A 16024-nucleotide genomic window follows, 5' to 3' on the forward strand; every position below is an offset into this window, starting at 1 on the left:
GATCAACCCATTCGGCAGATGTGCTCATACGTATGAGCAGCGGGAGGCATCCGTGCACCAGATCGACCGGCTCCTGGACAAGCTCACCCTGGAGCGCAAGGTCCGCCTGCTGACCGGAGCGGACGAGTGGAGCACCCACGCCGATCCCGGCATCGGGTTGCGCCCCATGGTGCTGTCCGACGGGCCGTCCGGCATCCGCGGCGTCACCTGGGACGAGCGCGACCCCGCGGTGAACCTGCCGTCCGCCACCGCGCTCGCCGCCACCTGGGACGTCGCCACCGCCCACGCGTACGGGGCGGTGCTGGCGGCCGAGGCGCGGCGCAAGGGCGCCCACGTGGTGCTCGGGCCGACGATCAACCTGCACCGCAGCCCGCTCGGAGGCCGCCACTTCGAGGCGTACTCCGAGGACCCGCTGCTGACCGCGGACCTGGCGGCGGCGTACGTGCGCGGAGTCCAGAGCCTCGGCGTCGCCGCGACTCCCAAGCACTACGTGGGCAACGACTTCGAGACCGGGCGCTTCACGGCGAACGTCGTGGTGAGCGAGCGGGCGCTGCGCGAGCTGTACCTGGCGGCGTTCGAGAAGGCCGTGGTCGAGGGGCGGGCCTGGGTGGTGATGTCCGCGTACAACGCGGTCAACGGCGCCACCATGACGGAGAACCCGCTGCTGGCCGAGCCGTTGTGCGGCGAGTGGGGGTTCGACGGCGTGGTGGTGTCCGACTGGTGGGCCGCGCGGTCGACCGTACCCGCCGCGCTGGCCAGGCAGGACCTGGCGATGCCCGGACCGGACGGGCCGTGGGGGGACGCGCTGGTCGCGGCGGTGCGCGACGGGCGCGTCCCGGAGGCTGCGGTCGACGAGAAGGTACGGCGCCTGCTGCGACTGGCCGCCCGCGTCGGCGCTCTGGACACCCCCACCCCAGCCACCGGCACACGCGACGACTTGACCACCGCCCCCGACTCAGCCACCGGCGCACGGGATGGATCGACCCCCGCCCTTGACCCAGCCACCGGCGCACGGGATGGATCGACCCCCGCCCTTGACCCAGCCACCGGCACGCGGGATGGCCGCACTCCCGCTTGCGGGACATCCACCGGCGCGCCCCCGGCTACGGCGCCGGCGGTTTCCGTCGAGGACGGCGCCGTGCTGGCGCGGCGGGTGGCGGCCGACGGGATGGTGCTGGTGCGCAACGAGGGCGAGCTGCCGTGGCCCGCTCCCGGCCCCCGGTCGGTCGCGGTGATCGGGCACAACGCCCTCCAGTTCCGCAGCCAGGGCGGCGGAAGCGCCACCGTGACACCGCCGTACGTCATCTCCCCCCTGGACGGGCTGCGCGCCGCGCTGCCGGACGCCGAGATCACGTGGACCCTCGGCGCCGTCACCCAGGAGGGCCTCGCGGCGCTGCCGATCACGCGGCTGACCGACCCCGTCTCCGGCGAACCGGGGGTGCGCGCCCGCTTCCTCGACTCCGGCGGCCGGGAGCTGCTATGCGAGAACCGCCGCTCGTCCGACCTCGCCAGGCTGGGCGGATCCCGTCCTGCGGGCACGACGTCGGTGGAGGTCACCACCCGCTACCTGGTACGGGCGCCGGGCACAGTGCGGCTCGGCGTCGCGGGAGCCGGGTTCGCCACGCTGGCCGTGGACGGTGTGCGGGTGCTGGAGCGGGAGCTGGTGCACGAGGGCGAGGACTTCGGCGGCGGCCTGGTCTCGCCGCCGCACGCCTCGGTCACGGTCGAGCTCGCCGCCGGAGAGGCCCGGCTGACGGCCAGGCTGGACGGCGTACCACGGGGTAACGGCCTGACCCTCACGCTGGGCGAGGACCTGGCCCCGGCCAGTCCGACCCCCGGTACGGCGGGCACCCACGACGCGGCCACGCCGGAAACGGCCGGCACCCGCACCGACACCCCAGCCGCCGACGCGACCACCACCAACACGACGAACACTGACCCAACCAACACCGACACCGTCATGATGGACGCCGCCAGGGCCTCCGCCGACGTGACCACCACCTACGGAGCCTCCGCCGACGCGACCGACACCGACGAGACCTCCGTCAACACGACAGGTGCCGGCGGGATGGACGCCGGCGAGGTGAAGGCGGTCGAGACGGACGCCGGTGAGATGGACGCCGGCGAGGTGGAGGCGGTCGAGGCGGCGGTGGCGGCGGCGCGGCGGGCGGAGGTGGCCGTGGTCGTGGTCGGCACGAGCCCGGAGATCGAACGTGAGGCGGCCGACCGGGCCACGCTGGCGCTTCCCGGCGCGCAGGACAGGCTGGTGCGTGCGGTCGCCGCGGCCAACCCGCGCGCGGTCGTCGTCGTCAACGCGGGCGCGCCCGTGCTCATGCCGTGGCGGAACGAGGTGGCCGCCGTGCTGCTGGGCTGGTTCGGCGGGCAGGAGTTCGGCGACGCCCTGGCCGACGTGCTGCTCGGGGCGGCCGAGCCGGGCGGCCGGCTGCCCACCACCTGGCCCGGCGAGGAGGCGGACGTGCCGGTCCTGGAAACCGCCCCTGTGGACGGGGTGGTGGCCTACGACGAGGGCGTCCACGTCGGCTACCGCGCGTGGCTGCGTGCCGGGACCGAGCCCGCCTACGCGTTCGGGCACGGGCTCGGCTACACGAGCTGGGAGCTGACCGACCTCGCCGCCACTCCCGGCGAGGTGAGCCTGACCGTGCGCAACACCGGCGGGCGTGCGGGCAAGCACGTGGTGCAGGTGTATCTGTCACGGGAGTCGAGCGCGGTGGACCGGCCGGTGCGCTGGCTGGCCGGATACGCGGTGGTGCGCGCCGGCGCCGGGCAGGCAGAACGGGTCACGATCTTGCTCGCGCGCCGCGCGTTCCAGCATTGGGACGGTGGCTGGCGGACCGAGCCGGGCGAGTTCACCGTCCACGCCGGCGCCAGCGTCGCGGACCTCCCCCTCACCGCCCGGATCAGCGTGCCGTAGGGCGACCGTCGCTCAGGCGCTCTGCCGGTCCCGCCGCAGTTCGGTCCGCATCTGCGAGGCACCGCCACGGTCGCCGCGCGAGCTCGGCCCGGACTTCCTGTCGCACGCGGACGGCGTCGCCTCGACCTGGGCCGAGCCCGTCGCGGTGGGCGCGGCGTGCTGCGCTAGCGCGGGAAGCCGTCGAGTTCGCGGACGGCCTGGTCGAGGTCGTCGGCGACGCCCCGGCGCAGCAGCCTGGCGTAGAGGCCGTCGCCGGTGACGCCCAGCCGGCGGATCAGGGCCGCCCGCGCGCACATCTGCGCCTGGGCGTCCTCGATGATGGTCTCCGTCCGGCCCTCCCATCCGTACGCCTCCAGGAAGCGGCGCAACCGCGCGGGCCGCGCGTCGAACTGGGTGAACCCCTCCGCGGCGGCCACGTGACGGGCGTGCAGCGGCACCCAGCACAGCGCCATCGACGCCACGTCGGAGTCCACCGTGGTCGGGCCGGCGAAGTCCCAGTCGAAGAAGCCGACCAGCCGCCCGGCGTGGTAGGCGGCGTTGGACGGGCTGGCGTCGTTGTGCCCGATGACCAGTCCGGGCTTCCACGGCCGGCCGGTGCGCCAGTGAGCGTCCGCGGGCGGCACGAAGTCGGCCACCGTCTCGTGGTACGACCTCAGCCACGACGCCACCTGCACGAGCGTGTCCTCGGCGCGGGTCCACCACGGCCAGACCTGGGCGTCGCCGACGGTGTCGCCCTCGAGGTAGGTGAGGATCTCGTATCCGTCGGCGTCGATGCCGAGCACGCGGGGAGCCCCGTGGAATCCCTTGCTCTCCAGGTGCCGCAGCAGCCGGTGCACGGATGCCGTCCACGCCCGCACCGGCCGCCGGACCTGGGATCCCACGCGCACGGCGCCCCCGTCGTTTCCGCCACCGAGCCGACTCCCGGTCACGAGCGCCTCCCAACGGGCTCCGGCCGGGCGGCTCACGTCGATCGATGGTTCCCTGCTCCGTCCTTGCGCCCCATGAAATCTCGCACGGGACCGCTTCCGCAGCAAGGCCGCGGTAGCCGTTCCTCGCGCGCCGGGAGGCAGGTCATGTCCGCGCTGCCGGCACCGGAAGGCGGTGGGTTCGTGAACGGAAACAGAAAAGAAACAACGGCCGCCCTAGGAAGATCTTGATCCGCAGTGCTGTGATCAAGGAGGTTTCCTGTTGAGGCATAACCCCCGTCACTACCGCACGGCCACGGGCGTGGTCGTCGTGGGGCTGGTCGCCGCCGTCGTGCCGCTGACCGCCACCCCTGTGTCGGCGCACAGGAAGGACTACGGGCAGAAGTGGTCGAACTTCAGCTATCACCACGTGACCGGCTACAACGATGAGTGGGAGCAACCCATGACCAAGGCGCCACAACGCTGGTCGGAGCACGGCAGGGTGGCCCTGCACAAGGCATCGGGCGCCAACTGCAACGTCAAGGCGGGACGCTACAGCTCGTCGTCGTACGGGCACTACTACAGCTACCACGTCAACGGCGGGTCGACGGGCTGCTACATCACCCTCAATGCCCGGACCATCACCGCCGAGGCCGGCCGGTTCCAGAATTTCGTGCACAGCGTCTTCACGCACGAGCTCGGCCATGCGCTGAGCCTGGGGCACAACGAGCGCGACGATTCGATCATGTGCAGGTGCCGTAACCGGAACACCATGACGCGCCGCCAGGCTCACGACAACAGCGACGTGACGGACTACTACACCACCGGCTACACGAGGAAGTTCTGATGGCGAAGCGACACCTTGCCACGCTCGCCGTCATCGCGGGCCTCGTCCTTCCTGTGGCGGGATGCGGGAGCGGAGCCGCCACGACGACGGCGATCTCCATGGACAGGACCGGCACGCAGGAGGCGGTCGTGTCGGCCGACTACCCGGCTTTCGCCTCCGTGCAGGAGATGTGGGACGACGCGGACCTCGTGGTGCAGGCCAACGTCACCGGCATGCGCACCGCGAGGGACAAGCCCTCGAAGATCCTCGAACCCGGCGACGAGGGGTACGACGACCCCAGGGCCAACCCCTTGTACGGGCTCGGCCCCGATGAGCTGGCCGAGGCCAGGAAGCTGGCCGAACAGGAGGTCGGCGACATCGTCACCATCGCCACGGCGGACATCACCCACGTGTTCAAGGGCGGTCCCGCCGACGTGCGCTCCGTCGAGGTCCGGCAGCTCGGCGGCGAGCTCGGCGGCGAGAAGCTGACCGCGCTCGACGAGGTCAAGCTCGGCCAGGACAGGAGCTATCTGCTGTTCCTGCACGCCTGGGACGACACCGGGGATCACACCATGGTGAGTCCGGAACAGGGCCAGTACGTCGCGACGAGCCCGGACGGCAGGGCGGCGACGTCCGCGAAAGCGGGCGACACGTACACCCCGCTTCCCGGCAACCCGCTCCAGGTCACCCGCGCCGCCCTTGACGAGCTTGCGAAGACGGACTGATCAGCCCATAAGAGCGATCGGCACCCCGGTCCGGCCGGCGACCCCAAGACTCTATAAAGTGTAGTACTACTCTCTGTAGAGTTTGGAGGCCGCCGGTGCGGGTGCTTGTGGCGGGAGCGGGGATCAGCGGGCTCGCGGCGGCACGGGGCCTGATCGCCGCCGGGCACGAGGTGGTGGTGCTGGAGCAGGCGCCGGGGCTGCGGCTGGGGGGCGGGGCCATCACCTTGTGGTGCAACGGCACGGCCATCCTCGGCGACATCGGCGTCGACCTGGAAGGCACGGGCCGGCGGCTGACGGCGATGCGCCTGCGGACCGCAGGCGGCCACCCGGTGCTGGAGCTCGACCTGGAGGCGCTGGCGGAGCGGTTCGGGTCGGCGGCCCGGGTGCTCCCGCGCGGTTCGTTGATCACTCTCCTGGACGGCGGGCTGCCCGGGGGCACCGTACGGTTCGGCGCGCGGGTCACGGAGGTGCGGGGCGACGGCGACGGCGTGCGGGTGCGGACGCGGACCGGCGAGGAGTACCGCGGCGACTTCCTGGTGGGCGCCGACGGCGTGCACTCGCGGGTGCGGGCCCACGTCCTGGGCGACGCCCCGGCGGCGCTGACCGGCGCGGCGATCTGGCAGGGTCTGACGCCGGCCCCGTTCGACCTGGGGTCGGTGACGACGCTGATGATCGGCCGGCAGGGCGACTTCGGCTACGCGAGCGCGGGCGACGGGCTCATGCAGTGGTTCTTCGACGTGCCGTGGTCACCGGACGCGCCGAGGGAGAACAAGCCGCTGGAGCTGTTGCGCCGGCGGTTCGCGGGGTGGGCCTCCCCGGTCGAGCAGGTGCTGGACTCGCTGCGCGACGGCGACGCCGAGTTGTTCCCGCACACCCGGCACAAGGTGCCGTGCCGCTGGGGTGAGGGGCGGTGCGTGCTGCTCGGGGACGCGGCGCACAGCATGCCACCCGTCGGGGCGCAGGGCGCCAACCAGGCGCTGGAGGACGTGGCGACATTGGTGGACTGCCTGGCCACGGTGACCGAGCCGGCCGAGGTCGTCGGCGTGTACTCCGCCAGGCGCAGGCGGCGGGCGGCCCTGGCCTCCACCGTCGCCTCGAACACCCTCGCCGTGTCCGGCCCGCGGACGCTGATGCAGAGCGAGCGCCTCATGCGCATGAACGGCGCCGCGCCGCCGCGGCTGGCCACCCGGGGGTTCGGACGCCTGCTGAGCGCTCTCAGCGACCGGATCTGAGACCACCCGGCGCCGGCGTGTCAGCCCCGCCGCCCGCCTGAGCCGGCGCTCGCCTCCTCGATCACGCGCCGGGCCCACGCGACTTCGAGCTTGCCCGTGGGCGTCCTGCGCAGCGCCGGGAGGAGCACGATGGCGCGCGGGACCTTGTATCCGGCCAGGTCGCGGCGGACCCAGCCCTGGAGCTCCTGCTCCGTCAGGGTGTCGTCCGCGGTGGCGACCACCGCCGAGACGCGCTCGCCCCACGTCTCGTCCTGGACGCCCACCACGATGCAGTCCGTCACGCCCGGGTGGGCGAGCAGCACGTTCTCGACCTCCTGGGGGAACACCTTCTCCCCGCCCGTGTTGATCACACCCGAGCCCCGGCCGAGGAACCGGATCGCGCCGTCCGCCTCGACCTGCACGAGGTCGCCGGGGACGGAGTGGCGGACGCCGTCGATGACGCGGAACGTGGCGGCGGTCCTGGCCGGGTCCTTGTGGTAGCCGAGCGGCAGCGGGCCGCCGTAGGCGAGCACGCCCGTCTCCCCCCTGCCGGGGGCGACCTCGGCGCCCTCGTGGGAGATGACCTTGGTCGCGGGGACCGGCAGGAAGCGGCTCGGCAGGTCGCCGGCGGAGGAGGTGATGGCGAAGGCGAACGGCCCGCCCTCGCTGGAGGCGAGCGCATCGATGATCGTGACGTCGGCGCGCTCGTGCAGGGCCCGCTTGAGGCCGTCGCTGAGGACCGTACCCGAGCTGATCACCGATGTGAGCGAGGACAGGTCGTGCGGCCGCCCGGCCTCCTCCGCCGCGACGAGCTCGTCGACGAGCGGCCGGCAGACCGCGTTGCCGGCCACGATGATCGTGCCCGCCCGCCGCGCCGCGGCGGTCTCCCACACGTGCCGCGCGTCGAGCCCGCCCTTGCGCGTGGTGATGACCCGGCCGCCGGTGAGCAGGGCGCCCATCGAGTTGAACAGCCCGGTGGCGTGCATGAGCGGGACCACCGGCATCGTCGCGGGCGCCCGGCCCCGCGCATGCGCGCTCTCCGCGATCCGCGCCGCCTCGTCGAGCGTCGCGGGCAGCTCGGACACGCCCAGCGGCCGGTAGATCGGCACCGTCAGCGAGTGCAGCAGGTCGCCCTGCCGCCAGATGACGCCCTTCGGCCGGCCCGTGGTGCCGCCCGTGTACATGAACAGCCGGTCCGAGCTCGGCCGCGACGCGGCGGGCCGGGGCTCCGTACCGGCGAGGAGGTCGTCCAGGCCGGCCGCGGGAGGGCCGGCGGCTCCGTCCGCGGGCGCGCCGGCCCGTACGAGCAGGCGCAGCGTGGACACCGTACGCGCGGCGTGGCCGACGTGGGCGGCCAGCTCGCCGCTGAAGACGATCGCCGCCGCGTCGGCGTCCCGGAGCACGGCGGACAGTTCCTCCCCGGTGTAGCGGTAGTTCGCGTTGACCGGCACGGCGCCGAGCTTGAACGCCGCGAACACGGTCTCGAGGTAGGCCGCGCCGTTGTAGAGGTAGCAGGCCACCGTGTCACCCGGCCCGACCCCGGCCCGCTCCAGCGCCGCGGCCAGCCGCGCCGCCCGGTCGTCGAACTCGGCGTAGGTGTGGTCGCGCCCCGGCTCGGAGATGGCCACCGCGTCGGGAAGGCGGCGGGCGACGGCCTCCCAGATCGTGCCGATGGAGACGTCCACGGATCGGTCTCCCTTCTCGTTCCCGGCGGAAATCGCCGGCGCCGTCCGCGCCACATGGTAGGCACGGACCTGATCCGGGCGACACCGCCCAAATGACCGGGCGGCGGGTGGACAAATGACGTAGCCGACGCCGTTTCCGGGGATTCTCCCTCTCGCGGGGGATGCACCTCCCCTGACGCGGGGAAGGAGACCCGGCGGGCGGCGTCTACGGTTACCGCCATGAAGCGTTCTGATCGGCCACGACGCTGGCCCGCGTACGCGGTGGCGGGGCTGTTCCTCGGTTACGCCGCCGGGAAGGCCGCCTTCGCCGCGCAGGACCGGCTCGGGTTCCCCGGCGGCCCGCCGGTGCCGGCCTCCGAGGCCGCGAGCTACTTCATGGACGCGGCCGCGGCGCAGTGGCTCGCGACCGCGTCCGGAGTGGTGGGGGCGGCGATCGTCCTCCTCACGGTCCTGCCGCCGGGCCGCCGGGTGCCCAGACGGCTGATGCTGCTCGTGCTCGCCGTGATGGCCGCGGCCGTCGGCGGCGGCGCCGGCATCATGGCCGTGGACGGGTTCGTCGGCATCGGCGTGGGCTGGCAGTGGTACCACGGGGTCCTCGGGATCGTCGTGATCGTATTGTTCATGGAGACGATCCGGTCCTACGCCACGTCGACCGGCCGGCGGCGATTTGTCGGCGGTCGGACCGGGCCCTAAAGTCACGCCACGTGAGACTTTTCATGATCACGGCGCTGGCGGGCACCCTCGCCGCGCCGCTGGCCGGGCCATCGATGGGCACGGCCGCCGCGGGCACGGCGGTCCACCCCGTCGACCGCTCCGAGCTGACCGCCAACCCGCTCTACCAGGCAGGTCCGCTCCCCAGGACCACCTGCACGGAGCCCGCGGTCAGGCGCGGCGACCGCAAGCTGGCACGCGCCTACGTCAACGCGGTCGTCGCCTGCCTGGAGCGCGCCTGGAAACGGCACCTCACCGGCGCCGGCCTGCCGTACGAACCGGTCAGGGTGCGGCACATGAACCGGATCCCCAGGAATTACTGCGGCCTGGCGGTGGACGGCGCCGACTCCCAGGCCTGGTACTGCGAGAAGTCCCGCACGCTGATCTTCCAGATCGGCGAAGAGTGGGCCGCCAACCCCTCCGACCTGTGGCTGTTCCACACGGCCGCCTCCATGTACGCCTACCACGTGCAGTACCTGACCGGGATCTCGGCCGCCCTCGGCGAGCTGTCCGCCGACGGAAAGGCGGAGTCCCGCGAGCAGTCCCGGCGCTACTTCCTCCAGTCGGCCTGCCTGGGCGGCGCCTTCATGAAGAGCGTCTGGCCCATGAAGGGGCGCTCCGCGAAGGACTGGCACCACTTCAAGTCCCTCCCCGTCGGCGACCAGGACGGCAGGATGAGCTGGTACGGCACGACCGCCACGGTCCGCTCCTGGGTGGGGCGCGGTTTCGCCACCGGCGACCCCGGCTCCTGCAACACCTGGGCCGCCGCGTCCGCCAAGGTGGCCTGACCGGCCCCCCGGCAGCCCGCGGGTCAGCCGGGGATGCGGAGGGCGAGCATGGCGACGTCGTCGTCGTTGTCGGAGGGGCGCACGCCGGCGAGGAGCGCGTCACAGATCGAGCCGAGGGGCCGGTCGACCAGGGACGAGGCGTACCTGGCAAGCCTGGCCAGCCCGTCGTCGAGGGAGTGACCGGGCGACTCGATCAGCCCGTCCGTGTAGAGCAGCAGGACCGCGCCCCGCGGCAGCTCGACGGCGGCGTCCACGCGCCCGGGAGACAGCCCGGTGCCCAGCAGCAGGCCGCTGCCGCCCTCCAGGAAGCGGGTCCGCCCGTCGCGTTCGACCAGGAGGGGCGGCGGGTGCCCCGCGTTGGTCCAGCGCAGCCGCCAGGCGTCTTCCGGCTGCTCCACCCGGGCGAAGATGACGGTGGCCATCGTCGTCTCGGCCATCCGCACCACCGCCTCGTCGAGCCGGTTCACGATCACGCTGGGAGGCTCCTCCACCTCCCCTGCGTACGCGCGCAGCATGTTGCAGACCTGGGCCATGCCCGCCGCGGCGTCGAGGTCGTGGCCGACGACGTCCCCGATCACCAGGCCCGTCACCCCGCCGGACAGGATGAAGGCGTCGTACCAGTCGCCGCCGACCTGGGAGGCGTCCGGCGCGGGCAGGTAGCGCGCGCTCATCTGCAACCCCGGCACCCGGGGCAGCGTCGGCAGCAGGTGGCGCTGCATGGTCTCCGCGACCCGCCGCTGCCGCTCGTACAGGCGGGCGTTGTCGAGCGCGAGCCCGGCACGGCGGGCGATGTCCTCGACCAGCAGGAGATCGGCCGGCGTGAACGCCCAGGACCGCTCGGAGCGTCCCAGGGTCAGGGCGCCCACCACCTCCCGCACGCCGCGGATCGGCGCGATGCTCGCGGAGTGCATGCCGGTCTCCTCGAACAGCTCCCGCTGCGCCACCGCGATGTCCGCGTCGGGAGGCCCCTGGTAGTCCTGCGGCCCCACCAGCGCGGGGGTGACTCCGCGCAGCGCCCGCGACAGGGGCATCGACGACTCCTGCGGCAACGGCGGCATCGGCCCCTCCAGATTCCGCCGGTGCACCCGGACGCCGTTCTCGTAGTGCACCACGGCGACGCGCGACACCCCGCCCTCCTCGGTGAGCAGGTCCACCACCGCCCAGTCCGCCAGCAGGGGCACCACCAGGCGGATGAGCTGGCGCACGGTCTCGTCGACGTCCAGGCTCGAGGTGAGGGTCGCGGTCGTCTCCGCCAGCAGGGCCAGCCGGTCCAGCTCCGGCATCGTCGAGGCGGACCGTCCCCGGTGCCCCTCGACGGGCGCGGGTGAGGAGGCCTCGTGGAAGAGCACCAGCGCGCCCTTCCCTCCCTCGCCGATCCGGCAGGGGGTCACCATCAGGGCGACCGCCAGCAGCGAGCCGTCCCCGCGCTCCACCCATTCGTGGTGGCTCTGCCTGGTCTCGCCGGCGACGAGGGCCTGCCGCATCACGCACCGGCTGCGTGGCAGGGGTTCTCCGTATTTCCCGCGGTGCAGCATGTCGTGGGCGTCCATGCCCAGCAGGGTCGAGGCGGCGCGGTCGAGAATCTGCTCCGCCCGGGGGTTGATGCCGACGATCCGCCCCGCGTCGTCCACCACGTACGTCCCGGCGTCGGAGAGGTCCCCCAGCCGGAAGAAGCATGCGGCCTCCGCCGCCAAGGACCATCCGGCGTCTCCCGCTGGAACGTTCATGGCCGCCTCCTTTCCCCCGTGCTGCGAGCTCTACCCAGCGACCTCCCACATCACCATCTACCTATTACGGACATTTCATGACAGCGTGCACTACATTCCGTGCGCGGCCGTCGAGGCGGCGCCGACGGGACCCACCAGGGCGCGCGCTGGCGCCGCCGGCCTACCAGTCGCCCTGGTAGAGCTGGCCGCGGATCGCTCCGCCGGGGAACCGGGCGGTGTGCAGGTTCGCGTACCAGTTCTGCGGGTTGTCCCAGATGCGGCGGGCCAGCGCGGCGGAGGTGGTCGCGCTGCCGGCGACGCCGTTGATCCCGGCCGGCAGGCCCTTCTTCGCGGCGAAGAAGGGCACGGCCACCGGCCCGTTCTTGCCCTTCGGCGCGCGGTGGAGGTGCGCGCCCACCGGCGCGCCGATCCGTTTCCACGCGGCGGCGAACCACACCCGTTCGCCCTGCGGCTGCACCAGCCATCCGGCCCGGCCGTCGCGGTCGCCGACCTTCGTGCCGGCCGCCGGGACCTCCTGCCGCCCGTCGGCCCGCGTCGTGAGCGTGGTGCTGAACCCGTGCGCCAGCACCGACTCCAGCGCCACCGGGCGGATCCGGTGCAGCTGGGCGCGCACGGCTCCGGCGGCGAACTTCGCGTTGTGCAGGTTGGCGTACCAGTTGCCGGGATTGTTGAGGATGCGGCCGAGCAGGTTGAGGTCCTTGACCGTGATTGTCCCCTTGACGGCGTGGAGGGTGGCGGGCAACGCCTGGCCGAAGAACGGGATCTTGACGTCGCCGTTCTCCCCGGCCCGGCCGCGGTGGATGTGGAACCCGCTGGGCGCGGCGATCTTGTGCCACCGGACGGCGTAGTCGACCCGGTGACCGTGGACGCGGAACACGGCGATCGCGCCGCCGTCCTGATCGCCGGCCTTCGTCCCCTTGGCGGGCACCTCGTTGGCGCCTTCGAGCGCCGCCGCCAGGTAGACGGGCGTGGCGGCGCCTGCCGTCGCCGGGCCGAGCGAGGTGACGATCAGCACGACGGCGACGGGCAGGCCGGGGACGCTGAGGGTGCGCATGTTCATGATTGCCCTTTCGGTGGTCTCTCGGCCTGGTACGGCCCCCTCCCCCACCGGGGTTCAACCACCGTCCGGGCCGGCGCGCCCGCCGTCTAGTTGCCCGTGATGAGCCGGCGTTCCAGGTGGAGGATGGGCTTGGTCCACGTGCTGTCGTAGTTGCCGAGGGTCACCGACACCCAGTCCAGGTCGGGATAGACGTTGTAGGTGTCGCCCACCCCCGGGCCGCCGCCGGTGTGGCCGAAGAGGCGCCGGCCGTCGAAGATGTTCGCCGCGAACCCGTAGCCGTAGTGGGAGCACAGCAGCAGCGGGTCCTGGCCCTCCTCGGGAGGCACGACGGTCTTGCCGCTGGTCGCCATCTCGACGGTCGCGTGATCGAGCAGCTTGCCGTCCTCCTGCAGAGCCTGCACGAACTTCAGCAGCTCTCCCGTGGTCGAGTAGGAGCCGCCGGCGGGCAGGCCGACGAACGGGGCCCTCTCGCTCGCCGTGAAGTCGTACCGCTCACCGGTCCGGCGGTCGGTCGTGTAGGAGTGCGCGATGTCGTCCGCGGCCAGGATCTGCGGCCTGGTGTAGAAGTCCGTACGCTTCATGCCGGCGGGAGCGAACACGTGCTTGCGTACGTAGTCGTAGTAGTTCTGCCCCGACACCTCGGCCACGATGGCGCCGAGCACGACGAACCCGTCGTTGCTGTACTGGTACCTGGTGCCCGGCGTGAACTGCGTCGGCAGGGGACGGATGGCCTTCAGGGTGCCCTCCCACACCTCCTCGACCGAGTCCCAGTCCTGCTCCTCCTGGTCCGGCGGTCCGCTCTGCTTCGGCGGCCTGCCCACACCGGAGGTGTGCGTCAGCAGCTGGTGGACGGTCACGTTCCCGGCCACCTCGGCGGGGAACCCGTCCAGGTAGGCGCCCAGCTTCTCGTGGAGTGCCACCTTGCGCCGCTGCACCAGCTGCAGCAGGGCCGTGGCGGTGAAGCACTTGCCGATCGAGCCGAGGTTGAAAAGGGTGTCCTTGCGATTGGGCACCTTCCCGGCCTTGTCGGCCATGCCGTAGGCGCGCTCCAGCACGGGTCTGCCGCGGTGGACCAGCAGGACCGTGCCGGAGAACTCGTCGGCCTTGGCCCGGGCGGCGAGGTACCGGTCGTACTCGCCGCCGGGGCGCAACTCCTTCGGTATCCGGCCGCGCCGGGACGAGGCGGCCGACGCGGGCCCCGCCACCATGCCACCGGCGACCACGAACGGCGCGGCTCCCATCACTCCCAGCAAGGACCGTCGCGATGCCACAGGTGATCGACGTTCCATGACCATGCCTCCTCCAAGAACGACCCTCTTGGCCCGCGATCCAACACGGGGAGGCGTTTCCTGCGCGTTACCGCGGCCGTCGGGTGAGGTGCGGCCACGAAGGCGGCCTGCCGGCCACCCGTTCCGTCATGCGCCGGCGGGCTGCGCCAGCGGGATGAACAGCTCCCCCAGCCGGGCCACCTGCGCGGGCACGACCCAGTAGTAGACCCAGGTGCCGCGCCGCTCGCCGCCGATCAGTCCCGCGGTGCGCAGCACCTTCAGATGGTGGGAGATCGTCGGGGCGGTCAGGTCGAACGCGCCGGTGAGGTCGCACACGCACACCTCGCCGCCGGGGTGGGAGGCGATCAGCGACAGCAGGCGCAGGCGTACCGGATCGGCGACCGCTTTGAGCAGCGCGGCGAGGTCGGCCGCGGCGCTTTCCGACAGCGGCTCGCGGGCGATCGGCGCGCAGCACTGCTGCCCGGCGGCGACGGTCACGAGAGCAACCCCCTGCTTCGGCATATGTCTAAAGCATAGGCGAGTACGGGGACTCGCGGCCGCCACCCTCCGGAGCCCGGCCGGCGGCGGGCTGGCACGCTATGCCTGACAGCCGCCGGAAGGAGACGCGGATGAAGATCGTTGTCGACGACCTGTCCAGCCCGGAGATCGCCAGGTTCCTTGACGAGCACGTCCAGCAGATGCGATCCATCACGCCCTTGGAGAGCAAGCACGCGCTCGACCTCGACGGGCTCCGCGGGCCCGGGGTCACGTTCTGGTCGGTCATGGACGAGGACACGGTCGTCGGCTGCGGGGCGATCATGAGGCTGGACGCCGGCCATGCCGAGGTGAAGTCGATGCGCACCTCGCAGGCGCGGCGGCAGGGCGGGATCGCGTCCCTGCTGCTGGACCACATCATCGCCGAAGCCCGCCGCATGGGTTACACCCGGTTGAGCCTGGAGACCGGCTCGGCCGAGTTCTTCCTGCCCGCCCGGCGGTTGTACGAGAAGTTCGGCTTCGCGTACTGCGAGCCGTTCGCGGACTACAAGCCCGACCCGCACAGCGCGTTCATGACGAGAACCCTCTGACGCCTCCGCGCCGCCTCATTCGACCGGCCCCTTCCCGCTGTGGGGCCGGTGATCAACGGTACCGGGCCGGCAGACGGGGATCAGAGCCGAGCGCAGGGCGTCACGGTGCAGCCCGTCGAAGCGGGCCCGGGTCTGCGCGGCGAGCCGCGCGTCGGCCAGCCGGGCCTGGCAGCGGCCGGGGACGCTCCGGCCGCGCTCGGCCTCCTTCAGCAGGCGCAACAGCCGGGGAGTGAGCCGGTCAAGCCTCGGGCGCACCTCGATGGCCAGGTCGGGGCGCTCGCGGGGACGCAGCTCGGGGCGGGCCCGCCAGCGCGCGTGCAGCCCGCGCTGCACCACCTTGGACGCCTCGATCTGAGCCCGGAAGAACCGCACACCCGCTTCCGCCGGGAGGCCGGTCCGGGCCGACAGCGTGGCGACCCTGCCGAGCAGCGCGCGCTCCCGCTCAGGATCGGCGATCGGGCTCGTCCCACCGAACTTCGCCGCCGCCACCGCGTCGGCCAGCCGGAGCCGCTCCACCACCAGCTCCACCAGCCCGGACAGGCCCGAGCCGAACGACGCATGCCGGACAGGGCCTGCCTCGTGGCTGGGGGCGAGCGTTGCGTGCCGGACAGGGCCTGCCTCGTGGCCGGGGGCGAGCGTTGCGTGCCGGACAGGGCCTGCCTCGTGGCCGGGGGCGAGCGTTGCGTGCCGGACCATGGCGGCCGCATGGGCGGGGCCGAGAGTGGGGGTGGCGACCAGGACGGCTACGACGGCTGCGGCATGACGACGTACACGAACCGGGACGTGCTGCGGCATTCGACGACTCCCCGAGCGACCGGACGGTGCTTCCGCTGCCGAGCGTACGAGCCGGCCCTGCCCCTTGTCACTCTCCGCACCGGAACGCTCACGCGGCTCTCACCTCCGGGCTCACCGACGCGGCAACCCGGAGCAGCTCCCCGGCCAGGGACCCCCTTCTGCCCGGCGTTCCTCCTGGGCGGTCGCTACTTCCGCAGCGGGAGCCCACCGCAGTCGCAGCAGGGTCCGGAGCGGACGTACAGCGCCTGGCCGGTGATGGGGGACGCGGCGTCCGAGCACAACCACAGAACGGCTCGAGCCACACCC

Annotated in this window: 14 protein-coding genes; 7 read left to right on the forward strand and 7 right to left on the reverse strand. The window is 72.7% G+C overall.

Annotation, left to right across the window (positions count from 1 at the left end; all coding sequences use genetic code 11):
* Positions 1 to 166 precede the first annotated feature (166 nt).
* Positions 167 to 2932, forward strand: a complete 2766-nt coding sequence (locus tag E1292_RS53855; protein ID WP_439331896.1) for a glycoside hydrolase family 3 protein — start codon at positions 167 to 169, stop codon at positions 2930 to 2932.
* Positions 2933 to 3096: 164 nt separating this feature from the next.
* Here the strand turns inward: E1292_RS53855 and E1292_RS20335 are convergent, their stop codons facing one another.
* Entirely contained in the window at positions 3097 to 3819 is a 723-nt protein-coding gene (locus E1292_RS20335; RefSeq protein WP_220446958.1) for a phosphotransferase, read from the reverse strand.
* Positions 3820 to 4120: 301 nt separating this feature from the next.
* Here E1292_RS20335 and E1292_RS20340 point away from each other — a divergent pair, with 301 nt between their 5' ends.
* The 3 genes from E1292_RS20340 (at position 4121) to E1292_RS20350 (ending at position 6620) form a co-directional block, all read left to right on the forward strand.
* A complete protein-coding gene (locus E1292_RS20340; RefSeq protein WP_132596814.1) occupies positions 4121 to 4684 on the forward strand; it encodes a matrixin family metalloprotease in 564 nt (187 codons plus the stop codon).
* A complete protein-coding gene (locus E1292_RS20345; RefSeq protein WP_132596815.1) occupies positions 4684 to 5388 on the forward strand; it encodes a hypothetical protein in 705 nt (234 codons plus the stop codon). Before E1292_RS20340 ends, E1292_RS20345 begins: the two co-directional genes overlap by 1 nt.
* A gap of 95 nt (positions 5389 to 5483) precedes the next feature.
* Positions 5484 to 6620 (forward strand): FAD-dependent oxidoreductase, encoded by a 1137-nt coding sequence (locus tag E1292_RS20350; RefSeq protein WP_132596816.1) that lies wholly within the window; start codon positions 5484 to 5486, stop codon positions 6618 to 6620.
* Positions 6621 to 6640: 20 nt separating this feature from the next.
* Here E1292_RS20350 and E1292_RS20355 read toward each other — a convergent pair whose 3' ends face one another.
* Complete coding sequence (locus E1292_RS20355; RefSeq protein WP_132596817.1) at positions 6641 to 8284, reverse strand: AMP-binding protein; 1644 nt, start codon at positions 8282 to 8284, stop codon at positions 6641 to 6643.
* Between the two features lie 219 nt (positions 8285 to 8503).
* Here E1292_RS20355 and E1292_RS20360 point away from each other — a divergent pair, with 219 nt between their 5' ends.
* Positions 8504 to 8977 (forward strand): hypothetical protein, encoded by a 474-nt coding sequence (locus E1292_RS20360; protein WP_132596818.1) that lies wholly within the window; start codon positions 8504 to 8506, stop codon positions 8975 to 8977.
* Positions 8978 to 8988: 11 nt separating this feature from the next.
* A complete protein-coding gene (locus E1292_RS20365; RefSeq protein ID WP_132596819.1) occupies positions 8989 to 9783 on the forward strand; it encodes a neutral zinc metallopeptidase in 795 nt (264 codons plus the stop codon).
* 23 nt (positions 9784 to 9806) lie between these two features.
* On the opposite strand, the gene E1292_RS20370 is transcribed toward E1292_RS20365, so the two are convergent.
* The 4 genes from E1292_RS20370 to E1292_RS20385 form a co-directional block, all read right to left on the reverse strand.
* Complete coding sequence (locus E1292_RS20370; protein WP_132596820.1) at positions 9807 to 11510, reverse strand: SpoIIE family protein phosphatase; 1704 nt, start codon at positions 11508 to 11510, stop codon at positions 9807 to 9809.
* A 160-nt stretch (positions 11511 to 11670) separates the two neighbouring features.
* On the reverse strand, positions 11671 to 12570 hold the full coding sequence (locus E1292_RS20375; protein ID WP_132596821.1) for a CHRD domain-containing protein: 900 nt from the start codon (positions 12568 to 12570) through the stop codon (positions 11671 to 11673).
* An 86-nt stretch (positions 12571 to 12656) separates the two neighbouring features.
* Positions 12657 to 13811 carry a serine hydrolase domain-containing protein gene (locus E1292_RS20380; RefSeq protein WP_220446959.1) on the reverse strand — a complete coding sequence of 385 codons (1155 nt, stop codon included), beginning with the start codon at positions 13809 to 13811 and terminating at the stop codon, positions 12657 to 12659.
* A gap of 174 nt (positions 13812 to 13985) precedes the next feature.
* The gene (locus E1292_RS20385) at positions 13986 to 14360 is read right to left on the reverse strand and encodes an ArsR/SmtB family transcription factor (RefSeq protein ID WP_132596823.1); all 375 of its coding nucleotides are present in this window, start codon (positions 14358 to 14360) and stop codon (positions 13986 to 13988) included.
* A 107-nt stretch (positions 14361 to 14467) separates the two neighbouring features.
* On the opposite strand from E1292_RS20385, the gene E1292_RS20390 reads away from it, so the two are divergent.
* Complete coding sequence (locus E1292_RS20390) at positions 14468 to 14923, forward strand: GNAT family N-acetyltransferase (RefSeq protein WP_132596824.1); 456 nt, start codon at positions 14468 to 14470, stop codon at positions 14921 to 14923.
* Between the two features lie 15 nt (positions 14924 to 14938).
* Here the strand turns inward: E1292_RS20390 and aroQ are convergent, their stop codons facing one another.
* A complete protein-coding gene (aroQ, locus tag E1292_RS20395; protein WP_220446960.1) occupies positions 14939 to 15718 on the reverse strand; it encodes a gamma subclass chorismate mutase AroQ in 780 nt (259 codons plus the stop codon).
* Between the last annotated feature and the right edge of the window lie 306 nt (positions 15719 to 16024).

This window comes from Nonomuraea deserti (genome assembly GCF_004348685.1).
GTDB lineage: Bacteria > Actinomycetota > Actinomycetes > Streptosporangiales > Streptosporangiaceae > Nonomuraea > Nonomuraea deserti.

Coding starts and splice junctions, on each gene's coding strand:
- E1292_RS53855 (WP_439331896.1), top strand. CDS start 167: ATGGTGCTGTCCGACGGGCCGTCCGGCATCCGCGGCGTCACCTGGGAC.
- E1292_RS20345 (WP_132596815.1), top strand. CDS start 4,684: ATGGCGAAGCGACACCTTGCCACGCTCGCCGTCATCGCGGGCCTCGTC.
- E1292_RS20360 (WP_132596818.1), top strand. CDS start 8,504: ATGAAGCGTTCTGATCGGCCACGACGCTGGCCCGCGTACGCGGTGGCG.
- E1292_RS20370 (WP_132596820.1), bottom strand. CDS start 11,510: ATGAACGTTCCAGCGGGAGACGCCGGATGGTCCTTGGCGGCGGAGGCC.
- E1292_RS20375 (WP_132596821.1), bottom strand. CDS start 12,570: ATGAACATGCGCACCCTCAGCGTCCCCGGCCTGCCCGTCGCCGTCGTG.
- E1292_RS20380 (WP_220446959.1), bottom strand. CDS start 13,811: ATGGGAGCCGCGCCGTTCGTGGTCGCCGGTGGCATGGTGGCGGGGCCC.
- E1292_RS20385 (WP_132596823.1), bottom strand. CDS start 14,360: ATGCCGAAGCAGGGGGTTGCTCTCGTGACCGTCGCCGCCGGGCAGCAG.
- E1292_RS20390 (WP_132596824.1), top strand. CDS start 14,468: ATGAAGATCGTTGTCGACGACCTGTCCAGCCCGGAGATCGCCAGGTTC.
- aroQ (WP_220446960.1), bottom strand. CDS start 15,718: ATGCCGCAGCACGTCCCGGTTCGTGTACGTCGTCATGCCGCAGCCGTC.